Genomic DNA, 18,224 nt, shown 5'->3' with positions numbered 1-18,224 from the left:
GAAAATTAGCGATTAGGAATAATTAGAGGTAATTAAGGACGATTAAAAACGATTAGAAAGTTGTTTTTTGATTTTGAAATTATACCAATTACTGGTATAATGTATGGGTATATTATTTATATTGTGTCAAGTATGAGTTTTTTTTCACAAACTATATAAAGTGGAGGGATTGTTGTGAAGAAGTTTGTTTCAACTTTTGTTGTTCTTCTAGTAATTTGGCTGTTTTTGACTTCTTTTAACCTTTCTGAATTGATCGTAGGGTTCTTAGTTTCAATTGTTTTAGCAGGAGTCATTGCAGGTCTTGTGGATTATGAGTTTGATCTTTCCATTGTTTACAAACTACCTTTGTTTGTGGTTGTATACGTACCTGTTTTCGTCTACAAAATGTTTTTATCAAATATCGATGTTGCAAGGAGGGTTTTAACACCAAAAATACCTTTAAACCCAGGTTTTGTGAAAATTCCTATTGATTTGAAGGGAGATGTTGGTAAGTTAACTTTAGCCAATTCCGTTACTTTAACCCCTGGGACACTAGCAATTGATGCTGATGATGAAAACCTATACATCCATTGGATAGATATAAAAGGTGAAAACGAAAAAGATTACAAAAAGCATGTTACAGGGACTTTCGAAAAAATTTTGGGGAGGATATACAAATGATAGAGATTGTCGTATTTAGCCTCATTGGAATAGGTGTGTTTTTTTCGATCTTGAGAATGATAATTGGTCCTGAAGTAACAGATAGAATCGTCTCTTTGGATACTATGAACGTAATGATCACAGGAATTATTGTTTTGCTGTCGCATATTTTTAAAAATGAAATTTATTTGGATATTGCAATAGTTTACGGAGTTCTGTCCTTTTTGGAAACGGTTGTTCTTTCCAGATATTTGGAGGCGAAAAAATGAAGGTGATCGGAGACGTTTTAATAATAATTGGAGGGATTTTCTATCTATTGGGAGGTTTAGGTATATTCAGAATGCCGGATGTTTTCAATAGAATACAGGCAGGTACGAAAGCCACGACTTTAGGTGCGTTTTCTTTAATTTTAGGAGTTGGATTTTTAAACCCAACGTGGTTTTTGAAGTCACTAATCTTAGTCGTTTTTATGACTATCACCAATCCCGTTGGAAGTTCCGTTTTAGCTCGCGCCTCCTACTTACATGGTGCAAAAATAGCAAAATTGCAAAAAGATGATTTAAAAAGTTTGTATGAGAAAGAGGAGATGAGCCAAGATGATTGAAATAATAGCTGTAATCATTGGTTTTACAATGATTCTCTTCGCTTTGATGGCAATTGAATCGAAAAAGTTGTTGAATTCCATCGTTTTTTTATCTATAACGTCTTTGCTCTCAGTTGTGGAATTCATAATCATGAAAGCTCCGGATGTTGCTATAACTCAAGCTGTTATAGGTTCGGGTTTGATGACCTCGCTCTTCGTTTTTACTTTGATGACTATGAAAAAGAGTGGTGAAAAATAATGAAGAAGTTTATTTCAGCTTTAATGACGCTTGCCCTTGCTTTTTTTATTTTTTCATTATTGTACGATTCAGAAAGTTTCTTTCCAAAGTACGGTGAAAGAGATTTAAATAACACCGTTTCACAAGGATACATAGAGAAAAACGTCGATGAAACCAGACCTTATCCGGAAACAGGATCGGCTAATATTGTTACCTCTGTAGTTGTTAATTACAGAGGATTTGATACCTTAGGAGAATTAACAGTCCTTTTTATTTCAGCAATGGGGGTAGCCTTGCTTTTAAATGTAGGGAAAGAAAGGATTATCTTTCGAGTAAAACCAAATTTCATTCTCAAAGCTGGTGTTCGAATTATAACAGGCATTATATTGATCGTTGGGATTTATATCTTCGTTCACGGTCATCTAACCCCAGGTGGAGGATTCCCGGGTGGTGCAATGATAGCCTCATCGGTTTTATTGATGTACATAAGCGATGATAAATTTAAAGAGAAGATGAAAGCCTTCAATGTACTTGAAGGCACCTCGGGAGTTTTGGTTATAGTCTTAGGGTTAATAGGACTTTTTGCTTTTAATTCATTTTTATACAACTTTTTGCCTTCGGGAGAGATTGGTCAACTTTTCAGCGCAGGATTAACACCTATACTATACGTGTTAATAGGTTTAAAAGTTGGTTCTGAATTGTCAAATATCATAGGCAACTTTTTAACACGGGGGGGAGAAGAATGATTCAGTATTTATTTTTAGCACTGTTTTTTGTTGGAATCTACGGCTTACTCTCATCGAAGAATTTGATTAAGATGCTTATTTCACTGAACCTTTTAGAATTAGGTTTGAATCTTTTCATTATATCTGTTGGATACATTAAAGGTGGTAACGCACCGATTATAACTCCTGAATCTGTTTCAAATTATGTTGATCCACTCCCTCAAGCGTTGGTATTAACAGCCATTGTTATCGGTTTTGGGACTACCGCTTTAGGCTTGGCTTTTATTAGAAAGGTATACTTTGAAAAGGGTTCTATCGAAATAGATGAAATTAGAGGTGGTTCAGATGATTAATCCAGTACTTTTAATAGTTATCCCTCTACTTCTAGCGTTCGTTGGGGTAATGTTTAAAAACCTTTCAAAATCTCTTTTGTTTTTTGGGTTGATTTTAAACACCATCTTTGCTTTTTTTGTACAAAAAGGAAGTTACGAACTTGGAGGCTGGCAACCGCCATTTGGTATTAACTTGTTGGTGGATAATTATTCTTTATTTGGGATAGTATTAATTAATGTTTTGTTTCTCGTTTCCTCTCTGATTGGAATAAGGAAGATTGAAAAATATTCATTGCCTCTGTTAATATCTTTAGCCGGTTTAAATGGAATGGTGTTAACTAATGATTTATTCAACTTCTACGTTTTCTTTGAAATAGCCACTATTTCAGCTTATATAATATCAACGTTACATGGAAAGTACCATCATACGTTTAATTATTTGGTTTTAGGTTCCGTGGGATCTAGTTTGTATTTACTTGGAATAATTATTGTATACGCCGTTGTTGGAAGTCTTAACATGTCTGATTTGTCCATGCATTTTTCGGAACTTTCAGCAAATATTCAACTGATAGTTTCCATTTTAATTTTTTCAGGTTTAGCGGTTGAGGCAAAACTTATACCTTTTAATAGTTGGGTTAGAGGTATTTATTCTAATGTGAACACCTTGACTGCCCCATTATTTTCTGCTGTTTATGCGTCAACAGTTTTTTTGGTATTTGGAAGGTTCTTTTCCAATTTAATTACCATTAGTGGGCCTTTGTTTAATATTTTTATCGCGATTACTTTCATCACCTTTATATTTGCCGAAGCTTCTGCGACCGCCACAAAGAATATGAGAGAGATACTTACTTTCTCAAGTATTGGACAGGCAGGATTGATCACTGGACTATTTTTAATAGGTGGGGGGTACGCAGCAATTTTACAAATTATAAACAATGCTTTTGCTAAGATAGTTATGTTTTCTACTGCCGCGAACGTTTATGAGAATAATTCAAGTGATTCTATTGATCAGGCTGCGGGGATATTTAGAAAGTATCCTCTAATAGGTTTTGGATTTACTGTTTCTGCTTTGTCTTTGATAGGTCTTCCTTTGTTCTTCGGTTTTTATGCGAAATTCAATATTATAAACACTGCTTTCAATACCAACTGGATTATTCCATTAGTAATATTGTTGGGAAGTTTGTTGGAAGGTGTTTATTATATAAGGATGCTAGTTAAACTATGGGTACCAGGTGAAGAGCATGAGGAAACTACTGAAAAGTTGACAACCAAATTTTCTATGAACAAGTTATTTGTTATAAGTGTCGTATCGGTAGTTGTTGGGTTCTTATTCATTGTGGGAGGAATTTACCCAGAACTATTCGGAGATTTTGTACAGAACGTATCAACACCTTTGAAGGATTCCTTATCTTATTTGTCAATGGGAGTGATGTAGATGGCGTTAAACTCTCTGTTAATTACAGGTTTGCTGTTATCGGTTTTGACTTTTTTCTTAACAAAGATAAACAAAAAGTTAGGTAGTTACTTTACCATTTTTTCAACGTTGTTTGTGCTGATATTTTTGTTTGGATATATGAACGATGTTGGAACAGTATTTAACCTGTGGTCTTTTGGAGGATTTTCATTGCAGTTGGTGAGCTCTAATTATGGTTGGTTTTTTTCCATAATAATGGTTTTAACTTATTTTCTTGTGTCCTTTTTTAATCCATATTGGGTAGAAAAAATGGTTAATCCTGCTTCATACAACATGCTTTACGTGTTTTCTGTAATTTCTACATTGGGGGTTTTCTTTGCCAAGGATTTTCTAACGTTATTCATATTTTGGGAGATGGTAGTTTGGTCTTCTTTGTTTATAATTCCCCTTGGTAAATCAAGGAAGGCCTCTGTAGTTTATTACACTATAAGTACGATTGGTTCTTTCTCTATGTTTTTTGCAATAATGTATTTATACTCATTGTTTCAAACCTTTGATATAGAAAGTATTTCACAGAATTTAATTAGCAGCCCCAATACAGCCGTGATGGCTTATTTTGTAATTATTATTGCGGGACTTGCAAAACTAGGAATTTTTCCGTTTCACACATGGCTCCCCATTGCCCACGGGAACGCTCCTCACACTTTTTCTCCGGTTCTTTCGGGAGGATTAGTTAAAATGGGGGCATTTATAGCCTTGTTGGTTAGCGCAATTATCCCTACTTCACAGATCTTTTCTAACCATATTCATATAATCGGGGTCCCTTATGAAAATTATATAATTATGGTTTTAGGTGCAATAAGCATTATTGTTGGAACCCTTATGGCAATAAAACAAGAAGATGCTAAAAGATTGATAGCTTATTCCACCGTTGCAAATGGAGGATACATATTGATCGGTATCTCACTTTTGGATCAAGTGGGATTCGCGGGTGGAATGATGCATATTTTCAATCACGCAATGGCATCAGCCGCTATGTTTTTAACTATTGGAGCGGTTGCTTATAGAACGGGTACCACAAATATGAGCGAACTGGGTGGGATGATTAAAAAGATGCCTGTAACCTTTGCTGCTTATTTAGTTGCCATAATTTCTATTGCCGGGATACCACCCACCAGTGGATTCGCATCAAAGTGGTTGATCTTCCAAGGTTTAGCCAGTAAAGGGCTTATGTTCATAGCTTTTGCCACCTTTTTTGGAAGTATAGGATCTTTCATGTACGTTTTTAGACCTCTTGCTACAGTGTTTTTAGGTCAATTATCACCTAAGCACAACGATGTGAAAGAAGTCCCGTTTATGATGCAGATTCCAATGCTTGTCATGTCTTTACTGACAATATATTTTGGTGTATTCCCTTCTCAAATGTTAGGATTTATTTCAAAAATTCAAGCTTCTTTGAATATTGTTCCAATCAGTGTGGAAGGTTCTAAGATATATTCCTTCAGTGGCATGTGGGATTCTTTAGTAATTACGGCGGTCTTCGTAATAGGTTTCATTATAGCCGCGTTAATTTTTTACACACATAAAAAGGCTCAGCCCGTTGATCAAATGAACACTTACACTGCTGGCGAATTTATATACGATCCTGAATCGTATCATTACGCCAAAAACTATTACGCTCCTTTTGAAAGATTGTATAAGAATCATCCATCAGTAGAAAAATTTTACGATGCCATAGCTTTAAGAGTAAACGAGTTTGGCCGTCTTGTCAGAAGTTGGTTCTTTTCTTCAAACGCTTCTGTAGGGGTGTTTTGGATCTCTGTGATAATAACAATAGCCTTTTTCTGGGGTGATAAAATATGAGTTATTTGATAGCCTTGATGATAGTTTTCATTGGATTTTTATGGCAAGTATCTCTTGATGGTATTCAAAGAAAAGTTACGGCTAAGGTTCACAGAAGAGTGGGACCTCCATGGTATCAAACTTTTATGGATATTTTCAAAGCTCTAACAAAATCATCTATAACACATGGTTTTATTTACGATTTTGGTGTGATGATGGCCTTGGGAGGAACGATAGCCACTTTTATGTTCCTACCTTTTGGCAATATTGTTGCTTTCAATGGCCTTGATAATTTCTTTGTTGTTGTCTATTTGTTAGCAATTGGTTCTCTTGGGATGGCCATGAGTGCTTCTGGATCTGGAAACGCTTGGGCAGGAATAGGTATTATGAGGGCATTAACTCAGATGTTAGCTTATGAAGTCCCATTTATGATAGTTGTATTCGGTATGATACACGTATATGGTACTTCTTCACTTACTGAACTAGCTCATGTACAACAAATGAATGGGATTTTCGGATGGCACATTTTTACTATGCCACTAGGAGCTATAGTAGCTTTCATATCCTTACTTGGTATGCTTAACAAAGTTCCATTTGATACCCCCATAGCACCGACAGAAATAGCTTCGGGACCTATGGTTGAGTATGGAGGAAAACATTTCGGTATGTTGATCTTACAACACGAGTTCGCAACTTTAGTGGAAGTTGGTTTGTTCGTGAGCCTATTTTTAGGAGGAGGAAATTTAATTGAATACTTAATAAAATACTTTTTTGTTTATACCTTAGTTACACTGATATATGCCGTTTCGGCTCGTTTTAGAATAGAGAATGTTGTAACATACTTCTATGGAGTTCCAATAGTATTATCACTTGTTCAAACAGCGATAGTAATTTTTACAGGACTGGGGGTGAACGTATGACAAATGAAGAAAAAATAGAACAGATGAATATCTTTGAAGAAGATCTAAACGATACGATAACTTTTTGGGAAAAGATAAAGAATATCTTCAGAGGAAAATCTTTATGGATGCTTCATTATTGCACAGGCTGTGGTGCCGTAGAACTTCCGCCAACAATGACAGCAAGATTCGACATGGAAAGATTGGGTATGGGACCAATGGCTACACCTCGTCAAGCGGATGTTCTGCTGATAACAGGTTATCTGAGCGTTAAAACTTTAAGGAGAGTTATATACACTTATGAACAAATGATGACTCCAAAATATCTTGTAGGTTTTGGATCTTGTACTATAAACGGTGGAATATACTATGATTCTTATGCGGTGATCAACCGATTGGATTATTATCTTCCTGTTGATCTATACGTTGCCGGATGTATGCCAAGACCTGAAGCTATAATGAATACTTTTAAAACGCTTGAAAACATGATTACAAAAGGGGAAGCCAATGGATGGAAGAAATATGTAGAGAATTACGATTGGTATCGAAATAATCAAATTCGTTCCTTAGGGGAGGTGTATGTAAAGGATGAATTCCACGAATGATGCCAAAGAATTGATAAACATTCTTGAAAAAAGTTTCGATATAAAAGATTTCACCACACCAAAGAAAAATGAAATAAGTATAGTTGTTGAACAAAACAATTTGCCAACAATATTAACTTATTTAAAGGACAAAGGTTGGAAACAGTTAAGCTTGATAACCTGCGTCGATTGGATTAAAGAAAACAAATTTGAATTAGTTTATGTTCTGTTCAATTGGGCAAATGGAATTACTTTTGTAGTAAAAACAAAAATAGAGAGAGAAAACCCGGAATATATCAGCATCATAGATATTTTCCCTGGAGCCAGATACTACGAAAGGGATATCCATGAGTTCTTCGGAGTAAAATTTGAAGGTAATTCGGATTCTGAAAAACCGCTTTTCTTAGAATTATGGGATGATAAACCTCCTATGAGAAAAGATTTTGATCCGTTAGAGTATTCTAAACGTAAATTTCCTGATAGAAAGTATGATGTGGAATTTTCCAAAAACGCAGTAAAAGAAGCCATAAAAGAAGGTGGAATAAATGAAAGAACTTAAATTATACTTGGGGCCAAATCATCCCGGAATGCACGGGAATTTCAGTGTACATATGTACGTTGATGGAGATACCATCGTCAGGGCAAGACCTATGCCTGGCATGTTGCATAGAGGATTTGAAAAACTTATGGAAAGAAGACTTTGGATGAATAACCTCGCCCTTATACCAAGGATTTGCGTTCCAGAACCTGATATCAATGAGATGGTGTACGCCATGGCGATAGAGGAGTTGACAGGAATCGAAGTCCCTGAAAAGGCTCATTGGATAAGGATGATAATCTTAGAGCTAGCAAGAATCGCAAACCATCTAATGTCCCTTGGAGGAATAGGAGGACCAGTTGGACTATACACTGGCCCCAATTGGGGACTCGCAGATAGAGATCTTATACTGGATATCTTTGAAGAGATAACCGGAGCAAGAATCTATCATATGTATATAGTACCAGGTGGCGTAAGAAAGGATTTGAGAGAGGAAACTATTGAAAAGATAAAGAGTTTTCTCGATTACTTAGAAAATAGACTTCCAGAATACGAAGATTTGATTCTCAAGAACTCCCTCTTTCAAAGAAGAACCAAAGATAAGTTGCTGTTACCTGCCGAGGTTGTTTGGGAGTTGGGAGTTACTGGAATAGGTATGAGATCAGCTGTGGGAGAAGCATACGATATTAGAAAAGTAGACCCATACGCAAGGTATGACCAAGTAGAATTTTACGTCCCCACGGCCAATTACTCAGATGGATATACAAGGGTTTATTTCAAATACCTCGAAACCTATCAGAGTATAAAAATAATAAGGCAGGTACTTGAAAAAATGCCCCAAAAAGGGAAGGTATGGAACAAAATATCTAACGGAAGTGCCTTACGATGGCGTGTTCCAAAGGGGCAAGTTTACACACATGTCGAATGCGCAAGGGGAGAGTACGGATATTATATGGTTTCAGAAGGAGAAGATAAACCCTATAGAGTTGCTGTTAGAGGAGCGTCCTATCCACAAGGTTTGTTGGGTGTAGAGAAATATTTGCCCGGTACAAGGATAGAAGATGCAGCGCTTTGGATGGATACAATGGGGGTATGCCCTCCTGAAATAGATAGATAAAAAATAAAGGAAGAGGTGAATACGGTGAATACTCCTGAAAAAAGTTTTTTTGCTCCAGCAAGAGCTTGGAAATACCTTACTAAAAAGCCTGTTACCGTTCCTATGGAAAATATTCTAATAACACCTCGAGAGGCTTCAGATAGATATAGAGGTTTTCATATAAACGACTGGGAAAAATGTATCGGTTGCGGTACTTGTTCAAAAATATGCCCAACAGATGCTATAACTATGATAGAGATCGAAGAACTTTCGGATGTGGAAGGCTCTAAACCCCAAAGGCCTTCTATAGATTATGGAAGATGCAGCTTTTGTGGTTTGTGTGTGGATATATGTACCACTGGTTCATTGCAGATGACCAAAGAATATTTACATATATCTAAAGATCCGAACACCTTCTTTTTTATACCCACAGAGGAAGGAATCCATGGAATTAGAAAACCATTAGGTTATGTTAGAGATGAAAATTCAGACCTACTTGACTTAGAAAGAGAAGAGATGGAAATTGATCCACCAGAAATCAGAAAAACATCATTCATAGAGATGGTTAAAGGATTTTCAAAAGAACAGGCTGTTAAAGAGGCTTCAAGATGTGTAGGGTGTAGTATTTGTGAAAAGACATGTCCAGCCCATATGAACATTGCAGACTACATAACGGATATATACACGGATGATCTTCAAACAGGATTGAAAGATCTTTATAAAACGAATCCTTTGCCTGCTGTATGTGGGAGAATGTGTACTCACAAATGTGAGACAGTTTGTACCATAGGTCACAGAGGAGAACCTATAGCCATAAGATGGTTGAAAAGATATATAGTGGATAACGTCCCACAGGATAAATACCCAGAAATTTTAGATCAGGAAGTTATAAAAAAGGCTAACGCTAAGGTTGCCATCGTTGGAGCCGGACCTGCCGGACTTTCTGCAGCTTATTTCTTATCTTTAATGGGATATGAAATCACTGTTTATGAAGAAAAGAATAGGCCTGGTGGTGTTCTTAATTACGGAGGCCCTTCTTATAGGCTTCCAGACACAGCTTTTGAGCAAGATGTAAATTACATAAAGTCACTGGGAGTAAAGATAATAACGAATACAAAAGTTGGAAAGGATATCACTTTAGAAGAATTAAAAGCAAAAAACGATGTAATATTTGTTTCAACTGGATTCAACAAGGGTAGAAAGCTTCCCATTGAAGGATCTGACCATGAAAATGTCTTTGACTCTTTAACAATTTTAGAAGAAATGAAAAATTATGTCAGAGGAGAAGGCCCAAAACCATATATACCTAAATCCCTTGTGGTAATAGGAGGAGGAAATGTTGCCATGGACGTTGCAAGGTCCATGCTTAGACTCCAAAACCTAGAATATAAAAAATCCGAAGTGCATGTTCTGAGTTTAGAGAGAAGCTTTGATGAAATGCCTGCTGATGAAGACGAGATAGTTGAAGGTAAAGAAGAAGGGGTAAATTTCCATCCAGGATGGGGTCCCGTGAAGGTGATAGTTGAAAATGGAGAAGTGAAAGGTGTGTTATTTAGGAAATGTGTGGAAGTATTCGATGAGGACGGAAGATTCAATCCAAAATACGATGAAAGTAACACTATTACGGTAAATGCAGATATGGTCGTAATGACTGTTGGGCAGGCTCCAGATTACAGCTATCTGCCGGAAGAGATCCAAAAGAACATGAAGATAGAAAGAGGAAAGATAAAAACAAACGAGTACGGTCAAGTGGAAGGTGTACCATGGCTATTTGCAGGTGGAGATATAGTACATGGACCAGATGTAATTCACGGAGTTGCAGACGGACACAAAGCTGCTCAAGGAATAGACCAATACATTATGGAGAAAAAATTTTCAAAATAAAAAAATAGAGGGGAGCTTGGTAACTCCCCTCTTCTTAATATAATAATTGAATTAGTAATAATACTATAAGAGAAATAAGTCCAGAAATCATAGGTGTTCCTATCCAACCAAATATTACTTTCATTATCGTATTAGTATCAAAAGTTCTAGTACCTGTTGCTAATCCAACACCTATAATGGCACCTATTGTAGCCTGTGCGGCACTGACAGGGATACCAATTAAAGAGTAGACCCACAAGGTAACCCCTGCCCCCAAAATTGATACGGATGAGGAAAAATGATCCAATTCCATAATTCCTTTCCCTACCGTATACAAAACCTTTTTGTTTGTGGATAAAATTCCAACCGCTATTGCTAAACCACCTATAATGAGTAAAAGGAAAGGGGTAAATAAAACGTTTGCAAATACTCCAGTAACGTTTGCAACGTTGTTAGCCCCTAATGAGTAGGCACTATAACAAATAGCGAGCCATGTTAGTACTTTTAAGAATCTATCTTGGGCTGTGATCCCCAAAAATTTTCTAAATATTAGGGCTAAAAGTCTATATAATATAAAAGCGAAAACCAAGGCACCAATAGGAGTAAGTATCCACGAAATAAAAATTCTTGTTAAAATGGCTGAATTGAACGTTCCTTTTAGAATACTTAAACCAATCAGGGAGCCCACAACAGCCTGGGTAGCAGATGCAGGAAGCCCAATCAAACTCATAAAAATCATCGTTAAAAAAGCACAAAATAAGGCTAATGATAGTAGTTCAACACTTAAATTAGTCAAAGCCCCCAAGGTGTTTAACCCATTTCTCCCCCCAACTACAGAGCCGACAAAAACAAAAAATGCAGATACTATAATAGCTTTTTTGTATGGAACTAATCCAGAAGCCACAGCTGGTCCAAATACATTGGAAGAATTGTTGGAACCTAAAGACCATCCTAACAATATAGCTGGGATTAAATAAAATAGATTCATATTAAAAATATTCCCCCATTTTAGGAAGATATTTAAAAAATTAAAGCCCATTTTTACCATAGTGGCAATCATAGGCTTTTCTCAGAAGAGATTTTTCTATTCTAACACCAATTTTAATAGATGTCAATGATTAGAAAAATCAAAATAAGAGAAAGTAAATTTAGGAATTGTTAATTATTTTTTTACTCGATAAAGATTATCATATGGTATAATAAATTCGTATTCTTTATTAACCTGTTGAATCAGTAAGGGGGAAGACAACTTTTGGGCAGTCTTAAAAGAGCGGCTGTATTTTTTACTTTCTCAATTTTGGCTGTAGTAGCCTTTTCGTCTTATTCTATCGTTGAACATCAAATTAAAAGTAATGAAACATTGTATAGTATATCAATTGAATACAACCTATCCATTTCAACTATTTTAGATTGGAATCCTAATTTATCTCCAAACAATTTAAAAATTGGGCAAGTAATATCGATTCCTCAACCGGAAGGGTATATCTATGAAGTCAAAAAGGGAGATAATCTAACTTATATCGCTAAATTGTTTTTCACAAGCGTTTCTGATATAGTTAAAGCGAACAATCTTGCTACAACAACTATTTTTGTTAATCAAAAACTTTTTATCCCTAAAAGTGTTGTAGGAAAAGCTTTTAATAACGAAAGAAGTATAATATGGCCGGTTTATGGTACGATTTCTTCTCTTTATGGATATAGGATTCACCCTATTACTAAAGAGCCTTCTTTTCATGAAGGGATCGACCTTGCGGCACCCATCGACACACCCGTTTTTTGTGTTGAAGCTGGGAAAGTAAAATTCGTTGGCGAAAATGGCGGATATGGTTTGATGGTTGAAATAGAATCTTCCAATGGTTCTTATGTTTACGGTCATCTTTCTCAAATAAATGTGTATGAGGGTCAATATGTCGAAAAAGGCGAAATGATAGCAAGAGTGGGAAATACAGGTTTAAGTACAGGTCCTCACCTTCACTTCGAAGTTAAAAAGTCCGATACAAATTACGACCCGTTAGTATTTTTGCCTTCCAGTAATAGAATTTATGTGTTGAATAATACAGAAAACGAATATGGCTTAGGTGGAAATTGATACAAATCCTCAAATTTGACACAGTGCGTTCCATGTCTTATATGTATCTTCCAATATGTATCTCTCTTTAGCTAATGCATAGCTTATTTTGTTTTTAATCGCTAATTTGTACCCTTCATTCAAAGATATGATTGATACCTTTCTTAGTTCTTCAACGCCTTCAAAATTCCTGTCATCTCCTGCTGAATCGGAAATAAAAAGCGCTTTTCCTATATCTCCCATTTTTTCATAACCGCTCGTGTGATAATATATCGCTTGGTATATATCATCGTCAATAAGGAATTTCCTTGCCAAAAATTCCGCACTTACTTTTCCATGCAAGAGAATGGGGCGATTTTTATCGAATTTATCAAGTGGAATTTTATAAAACTCCGCCAATTTGATTAACCTGCCTGGATCTACATCTCGAAACAAATCGTGTCCTAACGAGGCGACTTCCACTTTTCTTTCTGGAAGTTTGTGGATTTGGGCTAATTTTATGGAGAAATTGACAACGTTGTAGATATGTTCTAATCTTTTTTTAGATTTAATAGTTGCTTTTAAATACATTTTTAATTCTTCTATAATTCTGGTTAAATCCAAATTATAACCTCCTAACTATGCGGTCATATAACAATTAAAAAATTGTGTAATCTTCCCTTTCAACTTCTAAACCATAATTAAGTTCGATGTCATCCTCAATCTGTTCAATAAGGTTTAGTAAATAATCTCTGCTTTGACTTAACGACGATACGAATATTCCCAAGTAATTTTTCGAGTCGTTATAATTCCCTTCTAGAGCACACACATTGTACTTTTTTCTAAGTGAGTTTATAAGTGTTTTCACTACCGATCTTTTGTCTTTCAAAGAACCAATTCCAAACAACCTAATTTTCAATTCTAATTTGATGCAGAACATTTTAATTCCCTCACCATTTTTTGAATTCAATTTTATCTTCTATGTACTCTTCAAAACGAGCTAATACAAATAACAGATCAGATAATCTATTTGCATATTTTTTTAATGGCTCTGATACAGGTTCTTTTTTGTCTAAAGCGATAATTCGTCTTTCTGCTCTTCGAGCTATAGTTCTACAAATATCTAACTTTGCAGATTGCAAAGTTCTTCCGGGTATTACAAATCCCTTTAAATCTAACCTGTTTTCAAATTCATAAACATAATTCGTAATTTTAAGGGCATCTTCTTCTTGAATGGGATATTTATATGTTTGACTTTTGGAAGCTAATTCTCCTGCTACTTTAAATAAATTATTCTGTACTTCGTTAATTATTTTTTTTACTTCATGAGATTTTAAATAGTGGCTTGCTTCGGAAAGGAATGAGTTTAATTCATCTACGGTACCGTAGGCTTCAACCCTTAGGTCGTCTTTTGATACTCTTTCTCCACTCCAAAGAGAAGTTTCACCCTTATCACCTGTTTTTGTTGTAATAGACACCATACATCTCTCCTTTTTATTTATTTGTCCTGTGACCCTTTTAAAATGAAAATCTTAGTTTTGAAGTGCCACAGTTTGCACAATGCGGCAAACTTAAAAAACCATTTTGCACAAAGCTGCAAAAGATATATAAAAATGGGGCATAGCCCCATTTTATTTTTGTAATTCTTCTTCCCTTCTTCTTTCTTCTATTATTTTGTTTTGTATATCAGGGCTGACTTCTGAATAATGGGAAAATTTCATGGTAAAATAACCCTTTCCTGAGGAGATAGAACTGAGACGAGGTGAAAAATCCAGCATTTCAGCCAATGGAATTTCAGCCACTATCTTATCGTATCCTTTCCCGGCTGATTCCATTCCTAAAGGCCTTCCCCTTTTAGCTGTAACTTCACCGATAACATCTCCTGTGTTTTCAGTGGGTAAGAATATTTCAACATGCATAATTGGTTCTAAAATAACCGGGGTGTCGCTTTCCATAGCTATTTTAAATGCGTGCCTTGCAGCTATTTGAAATGAAATATCTGAAGAGTCAACTTCATGGTAAGAGCCATCAAAAAGAGTGACCCTAATATCAACAACAGGAAAACCAGCCAAAACACCTTTTTTGATAGCTTCTCTGATACCTTTGTCTACGGATGGTATGAAATTTTTTGGGATGACTCCTCCAACGATTTTATCAACAAATTCATAGCCTTTTCCTCTTTCTAGCGGTTCAATTTCTATTTTAACGTGACCGTATTGACCATGACCTCCAGTTTGTTTCTTGTGTTTGTACTCCGCCTGTGTTTTGCTTCTTATGGTTTCTTTGTAAGCAATTTTTGGTTTTCCTACCTCAAAATCAATGCCGAAATTCTTCTTCAATTTCTCTATCATTATTTCTAAGTGAATGGTTCCCATTCCACTTATGACCGTTTCTCCAGTTTCCGCATCGAATTCCCATTTAAATGTTGGGTCTGACTCTGCAATTTTTGCCAACGATTCAGTAATTTTGTCTATTTCATTTTTAGAATTAGGGGCGATAGACTTAGATATCATCGGTTCTGGAAATTCTGGTAATTTCAGCCTATTTGACGTTTCTTCACTGGATACGGTTTGATTTATTTTACTCGATTTTAGCTTAGGTATAACTAAGATATCGCCAACACCAGCGACTTCGACTTCTTCGTTCTTATCAAATCTAGGTATGTTGATATGGGAAATCTTTTCTCTTGTGGATTCTTCAACAATATAGATACTAGAACCGGCTTTTAAAGAACCGCTAATAACCCTTAGATAGGTGAGTTTTCCAACGAACGGGTCTACTTCATTTTTAACGATGATACCTAAAAACTGACCATCTTCTTGGGAAAAAATCTCAGTGCCTTCTTCAGTGTGAAACTTTCTTTCAAGGGGGGTCATTCCGAAACTCATTAAAGCCTTTATCAATTGATCAAAACCAATGTTTTTTAAAGCAGATCCAATGAATACAGGAATTATTTTATCTTCATCATACGCTTTATGAAGTGAGGAAATCAATTCTTCTTGACTTAATCCTTCTTCGCCGGATTCAAAATATTTTTCCATTAGTTCTTCGTTGGTTTCAACAATATCTTCTATTATTTCAGAATGAAATCTTTCCAAATAATCTTTAGCATTATCAGGGATTTCACTCTGTTTGGAGGATTTGCCTGTCCCTTCTTCATATATAAATACGTCATTTGATAAAAGATTTATAACTCCTTTAAAATCTGAGCCTTCACCTATGGGAACCTGGAAAGGAACTATTCTTATTTCTTCCTCAAAACTTTCTTTGAGTTCTTGCATTAAGTTTCCGAAGTTAACTTCTTCTTTATCCATTTGGTTTACATAAAATACGATAGGCTTGTTTAATTCTCTCGCCATATTCCAAATTCTTTCTGTTGTCACTTCTACACCAGCAGAAGCGTTTATTACAATAACTACGTTGTCCACAGCGTTTAAAGCTATTTGTATATCTCCTATAAAGTCTAAAGATCCCGGTGTATCAAAAAAGTACATTCTTGAATCATCTAAATCGAACGAGAAAATGTGGTTAGAAAAGGTTGCTCCTTTTTCTTTTTCAACAGGATCCTTGTCTAAATGTCTTTGACCTATTCTATCAGTTAATCCAAGATTTACAAGGACATCGTCCATAAGGGTAGTTTTGCCACATCCATGATGTCCAAAGAATCCTATGATCCTCTTTTTTTCAGCGTTATATTCACTCACTATTACCCCTCCATTCTAAATCTATTTCTTAACTACGGGATTTTTTTATAAACACTTAGAAGCACGGGAATATAATTACGAGTTTTTTCGTTTTTGAAATTTTGTATTTCACCCTCGTAATAAACTATAGAAGAACTACCACCATCTAGCATCATCGCAACTTCAAACTCACCAATTTTAAATAGCAGGTTTCTTGTTTCGTCGTATGTAAGACCTGTTTCCGGATTATCAAGTCCTTCAATTACCATTAAATTGATATTTTGTTCTTTATCTATAGCTACTACAGTTCTAGGGGCTTTACCATAAATTATTCCATTGGAGTAACTTTTCTTTTCTGCATCTAGTTGTTCTTGCGTATATTTGGAATGTATCAATATGGGCCCACCCTCTAAAAGTAAAGTAGGATCGTTTGTCAAATTTTCGCTTTTATTAAGTGTGAAATCGACTTTTGTTCCCAAAGATATATTTTCTAGATATTTTTCGTATTTTTTATCTACAAGTATTAATTTTTCACCTTCAGAAGGAGTTGTTTTATTTTTTGATATAATTCGGTTATTTTCATCAATTAAGAAAAAAACATAATTCTCTTCTGTTTCCGTTATGTTTCCCTTATAATGATGAGTATATAATTTAACGTCTCCTTTCCAGGTAGAATTAATGGATTTTATCCAAAAAAGCAGATTATCAATATTTAATTGGTATTCTAATTTAATATAGTCGATGTCTAGAAAATTTGTTCCTATAATTAATGCAGGCCGAGAATAAGAGCTCAAATGTAATAATGCGCCGTCGGATATGATATTTCCCACTGGTTCCAAAGTTTGAGGATCGAAAAAAGAAGCGTTAACAGAAAAGATCGGATTTTTCTCTTTTAAAAAAGAATATACATCGGAGCGTGTTCCTAAATTATTCAAATCGACTTTTATTTGATATATTTTTGGATCGACGATTAATTGGTAAATTTTTAACCTTTGTCCGTTTAATTCTTCGGTTTTTTCAATGTATTGAAGCCCTTCATTTTCAGATGTGGATTTATCTGTATCAGTAATGTTTGAAATAGCTTTTTTATCGATGATAATAGATAAATTTTTCCCATTTAAATTAACTTCATAGTTGAAATCACTTTTGAACTTTAAGTAAGCGGTATTGTTTGAGTATGAATAGTCGAGATTATTTGGAATACTTTCCATAGGTGCAACAGGTTTTATGCTTAATAAGTAATCTCCATCTTTTGTTATTCTAGTCAAAGTTATCGAATCTTCTGAGAGATATGAATTAAATTCAATTTTGATTTCACTTGTACTAACATTACAGGTAGTTATTTTAGGAATTTCTGAGTAGAAGAAAATATTGTCAATATCTTTAAAATTATTCAATTGTAAGAATGTAGATAAGACATCTTCCCTTATGTATACATTTTCATCGATAATAAGTACGGAATTATTGTATTTGTTTATAAAGTTAATTTTAGAGTAATAATCGTTCAAACTAATTTCTAAAACATTTTTATTGTATATTATATACATTATTCTGGAAGTGCGATTCATTACCATGCTATCATATTTGGAAAGATAATCAACATTAATATAAAAATAATCTTGATTTTTGATAGCTTCCATATTCACAGGAGGATTTTTTTGAGATATAAAAATAGCTTCTTCAGAAAATAAATTTATTGCTAGAATTATTAGCAAGAAGAGAAAGATAAGCTTTTTCATCA

Annotated in this window: 20 protein-coding genes; 14 read left to right on the top strand and 6 right to left on the bottom strand. The window is 35.0% G+C overall.

Annotation, left to right across the window (positions count from 1 at the left end; translation table 11 throughout):
* Positions 1 to 174: 174 nt before the first annotated feature.
* From PMOB_RS04645 to PMOB_RS04585, 13 genes are read left to right on the top strand one after another with little or no spacing between them, the layout of a single operon-like run.
* Complete coding sequence (locus PMOB_RS04645; RefSeq protein WP_012208723.1) at positions 175 to 660, top strand: Na+/H+ antiporter subunit E; 486 nt, start codon at positions 175 to 177, stop codon at positions 658 to 660.
* A complete protein-coding gene (locus tag PMOB_RS04640; protein ID WP_041534061.1) occupies positions 657 to 908 on the top strand; it encodes a monovalent cation/H+ antiporter complex subunit F in 252 nt (83 codons plus the stop codon). Before PMOB_RS04645 ends, PMOB_RS04640 begins: the two co-directional genes overlap by 4 nt.
* Complete coding sequence (gene mnhG / locus PMOB_RS04635) at positions 905 to 1,243, top strand: monovalent cation/H(+) antiporter subunit G (protein WP_012208721.1); 339 nt, start codon at positions 905 to 907, stop codon at positions 1,241 to 1,243. Before PMOB_RS04640 ends, mnhG begins: the two co-directional genes overlap by 4 nt.
* A complete protein-coding gene (locus PMOB_RS04630) occupies positions 1,236 to 1,481 on the top strand; it encodes a Na(+)/H(+) antiporter subunit B (RefSeq protein ID WP_012208720.1) in 246 nt (81 codons plus the stop codon). The genes mnhG and PMOB_RS04630 overlap by 8 nt, the downstream gene beginning before the upstream one ends.
* A complete protein-coding gene (locus PMOB_RS04625; RefSeq protein ID WP_012208719.1) occupies positions 1,481 to 2,206 on the top strand; it encodes a Na(+)/H(+) antiporter subunit B in 726 nt (241 codons plus the stop codon). Before PMOB_RS04630 ends, PMOB_RS04625 begins: the two co-directional genes overlap by 1 nt.
* Complete coding sequence (locus PMOB_RS04620; protein ID WP_012208718.1) at positions 2,203 to 2,538, top strand: sodium:proton antiporter; 336 nt, start codon at positions 2,203 to 2,205, stop codon at positions 2,536 to 2,538. The genes PMOB_RS04625 and PMOB_RS04620 overlap by 4 nt, the downstream gene beginning before the upstream one ends.
* Positions 2,531 to 3,952, top strand: coding sequence for a complex I subunit 5 family protein (locus PMOB_RS04615; RefSeq protein WP_012208717.1), 1,422 nt, complete (start codon positions 2,531 to 2,533; stop codon positions 3,950 to 3,952). Before PMOB_RS04620 ends, PMOB_RS04615 begins: the two co-directional genes overlap by 8 nt.
* On the top strand, positions 3,953 to 5,794 hold the full coding sequence (locus tag PMOB_RS04610) for a proton-conducting transporter transmembrane domain-containing protein (protein WP_012208716.1): 1,842 nt from the start codon (positions 3,953 to 3,955) through the stop codon (positions 5,792 to 5,794).
* Entirely contained in the window at positions 5,791 to 6,693 is a 903-nt protein-coding gene (locus PMOB_RS04605) for a respiratory chain complex I subunit 1 family protein (RefSeq protein WP_012208715.1), read from the top strand. Before PMOB_RS04610 ends, PMOB_RS04605 begins: the two co-directional genes overlap by 4 nt.
* Before the next feature lie 23 nt (positions 6,694 to 6,716).
* Entirely contained in the window at positions 6,717 to 7,277 is a 561-nt protein-coding gene (locus PMOB_RS04600) for an NADH-quinone oxidoreductase subunit NuoB (RefSeq protein ID WP_049755337.1), read from the top strand.
* Positions 7,261 to 7,815: an NADH-quinone oxidoreductase subunit C gene (locus PMOB_RS04595; RefSeq protein WP_012208713.1), complete on the top strand. Its 555-nt coding sequence runs from the start codon at positions 7,261 to 7,263 to the stop codon at positions 7,813 to 7,815. Before PMOB_RS04600 ends, PMOB_RS04595 begins: the two co-directional genes overlap by 17 nt.
* Positions 7,802 to 8,911, top strand: a complete 1,110-nt coding sequence (locus PMOB_RS04590) for an NADH-quinone oxidoreductase subunit D (protein WP_012208712.1) — start codon at positions 7,802 to 7,804, stop codon at positions 8,909 to 8,911. Before PMOB_RS04595 ends, PMOB_RS04590 begins: the two co-directional genes overlap by 14 nt.
* A 24-nt stretch (positions 8,912 to 8,935) precedes the next feature.
* On the top strand, positions 8,936 to 10,774 hold the full coding sequence (locus PMOB_RS04585; protein ID WP_012208711.1) for an FAD-dependent oxidoreductase: 1,839 nt from the start codon (positions 8,936 to 8,938) through the stop codon (positions 10,772 to 10,774).
* Positions 10,775 to 10,808: 34 nt separating this feature from the next.
* Here the strand turns inward: PMOB_RS04585 and PMOB_RS04580 are convergent, their stop codons facing one another.
* Positions 10,809 to 11,741, bottom strand: coding sequence for an inorganic phosphate transporter (locus PMOB_RS04580; RefSeq protein WP_012208710.1), 933 nt, complete (start codon positions 11,739 to 11,741; stop codon positions 10,809 to 10,811).
* A gap of 264 nt (positions 11,742 to 12,005) precedes the next feature.
* Here PMOB_RS04580 and PMOB_RS04575 point away from each other — a divergent pair, with 264 nt between their 5' ends.
* On the top strand, positions 12,006 to 12,842 hold the full coding sequence (locus PMOB_RS04575) for a M23 family metallopeptidase (RefSeq protein WP_012208709.1): 837 nt from the start codon (positions 12,006 to 12,008) through the stop codon (positions 12,840 to 12,842).
* 9 nt (positions 12,843 to 12,851) lie between these two features.
* Here PMOB_RS04575 and yqeK read toward each other — a convergent pair whose 3' ends face one another.
* The 5 genes from yqeK to PMOB_RS04550 all read right to left on the bottom strand — a co-directional run bounded on the left by yqeK (position 12,852) and on the right by PMOB_RS04550 (position 18,222).
* Positions 12,852 to 13,424: a bis(5'-nucleosyl)-tetraphosphatase (symmetrical) YqeK gene (gene yqeK, locus PMOB_RS04570; RefSeq protein ID WP_012208708.1), complete on the bottom strand. Its 573-nt coding sequence runs from the start codon at positions 13,422 to 13,424 to the stop codon at positions 12,852 to 12,854.
* A gap of 34 nt (positions 13,425 to 13,458) precedes the next feature.
* The gene (locus PMOB_RS04565) at positions 13,459 to 13,740 is read right to left on the bottom strand and encodes a DUF503 domain-containing protein (protein WP_012208707.1); all 282 of its coding nucleotides are present in this window, start codon (positions 13,738 to 13,740) and stop codon (positions 13,459 to 13,461) included.
* A gap of 10 nt (positions 13,741 to 13,750) precedes the next feature.
* Complete coding sequence (locus PMOB_RS04560; RefSeq protein ID WP_041534059.1) at positions 13,751 to 14,278, bottom strand: cob(I)yrinic acid a,c-diamide adenosyltransferase; 528 nt, start codon at positions 14,276 to 14,278, stop codon at positions 13,751 to 13,753.
* A gap of 153 nt (positions 14,279 to 14,431) precedes the next feature.
* Positions 14,432 to 16,504: an elongation factor G gene (fusA, locus tag PMOB_RS04555; RefSeq protein WP_012208705.1), complete on the bottom strand. Its 2,073-nt coding sequence runs from the start codon at positions 16,502 to 16,504 to the stop codon at positions 14,432 to 14,434.
* Positions 16,505 to 16,536: 32 nt separating this feature from the next.
* The gene (locus PMOB_RS04550; protein WP_012208704.1) at positions 16,537 to 18,222 is read right to left on the bottom strand and encodes a phosphodiester glycosidase family protein; all 1,686 of its coding nucleotides are present in this window, start codon (positions 18,220 to 18,222) and stop codon (positions 16,537 to 16,539) included.
* Positions 18,223 to 18,224 lie beyond the last annotated feature (2 nt).

This window comes from Petrotoga mobilis SJ95, assembly GCF_000018605.1.
In the GTDB taxonomy this organism is placed as follows: domain Bacteria; phylum Thermotogota; class Thermotogae; order Petrotogales; family Petrotogaceae; genus Petrotoga; species Petrotoga mobilis.
Note: the sequence above shows the minus strand (reverse complement) of the source record. Positions and strands in the feature narration are given on the sequence as shown.

Coding starts and splice junctions, on each gene's coding strand:
- PMOB_RS04640 (WP_041534061.1), top strand. CDS start 657: ATGATAGAGATTGTCGTATTTAGCCTCATTGGAATAGGTGTGTTTTTT.
- mnhG (WP_012208721.1), top strand. CDS start 905: ATGAAGGTGATCGGAGACGTTTTAATAATAATTGGAGGGATTTTCTAT.
- PMOB_RS04630 (WP_012208720.1), top strand. CDS start 1,236: ATGATTGAAATAATAGCTGTAATCATTGGTTTTACAATGATTCTCTTC.
- PMOB_RS04625 (WP_012208719.1), top strand. CDS start 1,481: ATGAAGAAGTTTATTTCAGCTTTAATGACGCTTGCCCTTGCTTTTTTT.
- PMOB_RS04620 (WP_012208718.1), top strand. CDS start 2,203: ATGATTCAGTATTTATTTTTAGCACTGTTTTTTGTTGGAATCTACGGC.
- PMOB_RS04615 (WP_012208717.1), top strand. CDS start 2,531: ATGATTAATCCAGTACTTTTAATAGTTATCCCTCTACTTCTAGCGTTC.
- PMOB_RS04610 (WP_012208716.1), top strand. CDS start 3,953: ATGGCGTTAAACTCTCTGTTAATTACAGGTTTGCTGTTATCGGTTTTG.
- PMOB_RS04605 (WP_012208715.1), top strand. CDS start 5,791: ATGAGTTATTTGATAGCCTTGATGATAGTTTTCATTGGATTTTTATGG.
- PMOB_RS04600 (WP_049755337.1), top strand. CDS start 6,717: ATGAATATCTTTGAAGAAGATCTAAACGATACGATAACTTTTTGGGAA.
- PMOB_RS04595 (WP_012208713.1), top strand. CDS start 7,261: ATGAATTCCACGAATGATGCCAAAGAATTGATAAACATTCTTGAAAAA.
- PMOB_RS04590 (WP_012208712.1), top strand. CDS start 7,802: ATGAAAGAACTTAAATTATACTTGGGGCCAAATCATCCCGGAATGCAC.
- PMOB_RS04580 (WP_012208710.1), bottom strand. CDS start 11,741: ATGAATCTATTTTATTTAATCCCAGCTATATTGTTAGGATGGTCTTTA.
- PMOB_RS04565 (WP_012208707.1), bottom strand. CDS start 13,740: ATGTTCTGCATCAAATTAGAATTGAAAATTAGGTTGTTTGGAATTGGT.
- PMOB_RS04550 (WP_012208704.1), bottom strand. CDS start 18,222: ATGAAAAAGCTTATCTTTCTCTTCTTGCTAATAATTCTAGCAATAAAT.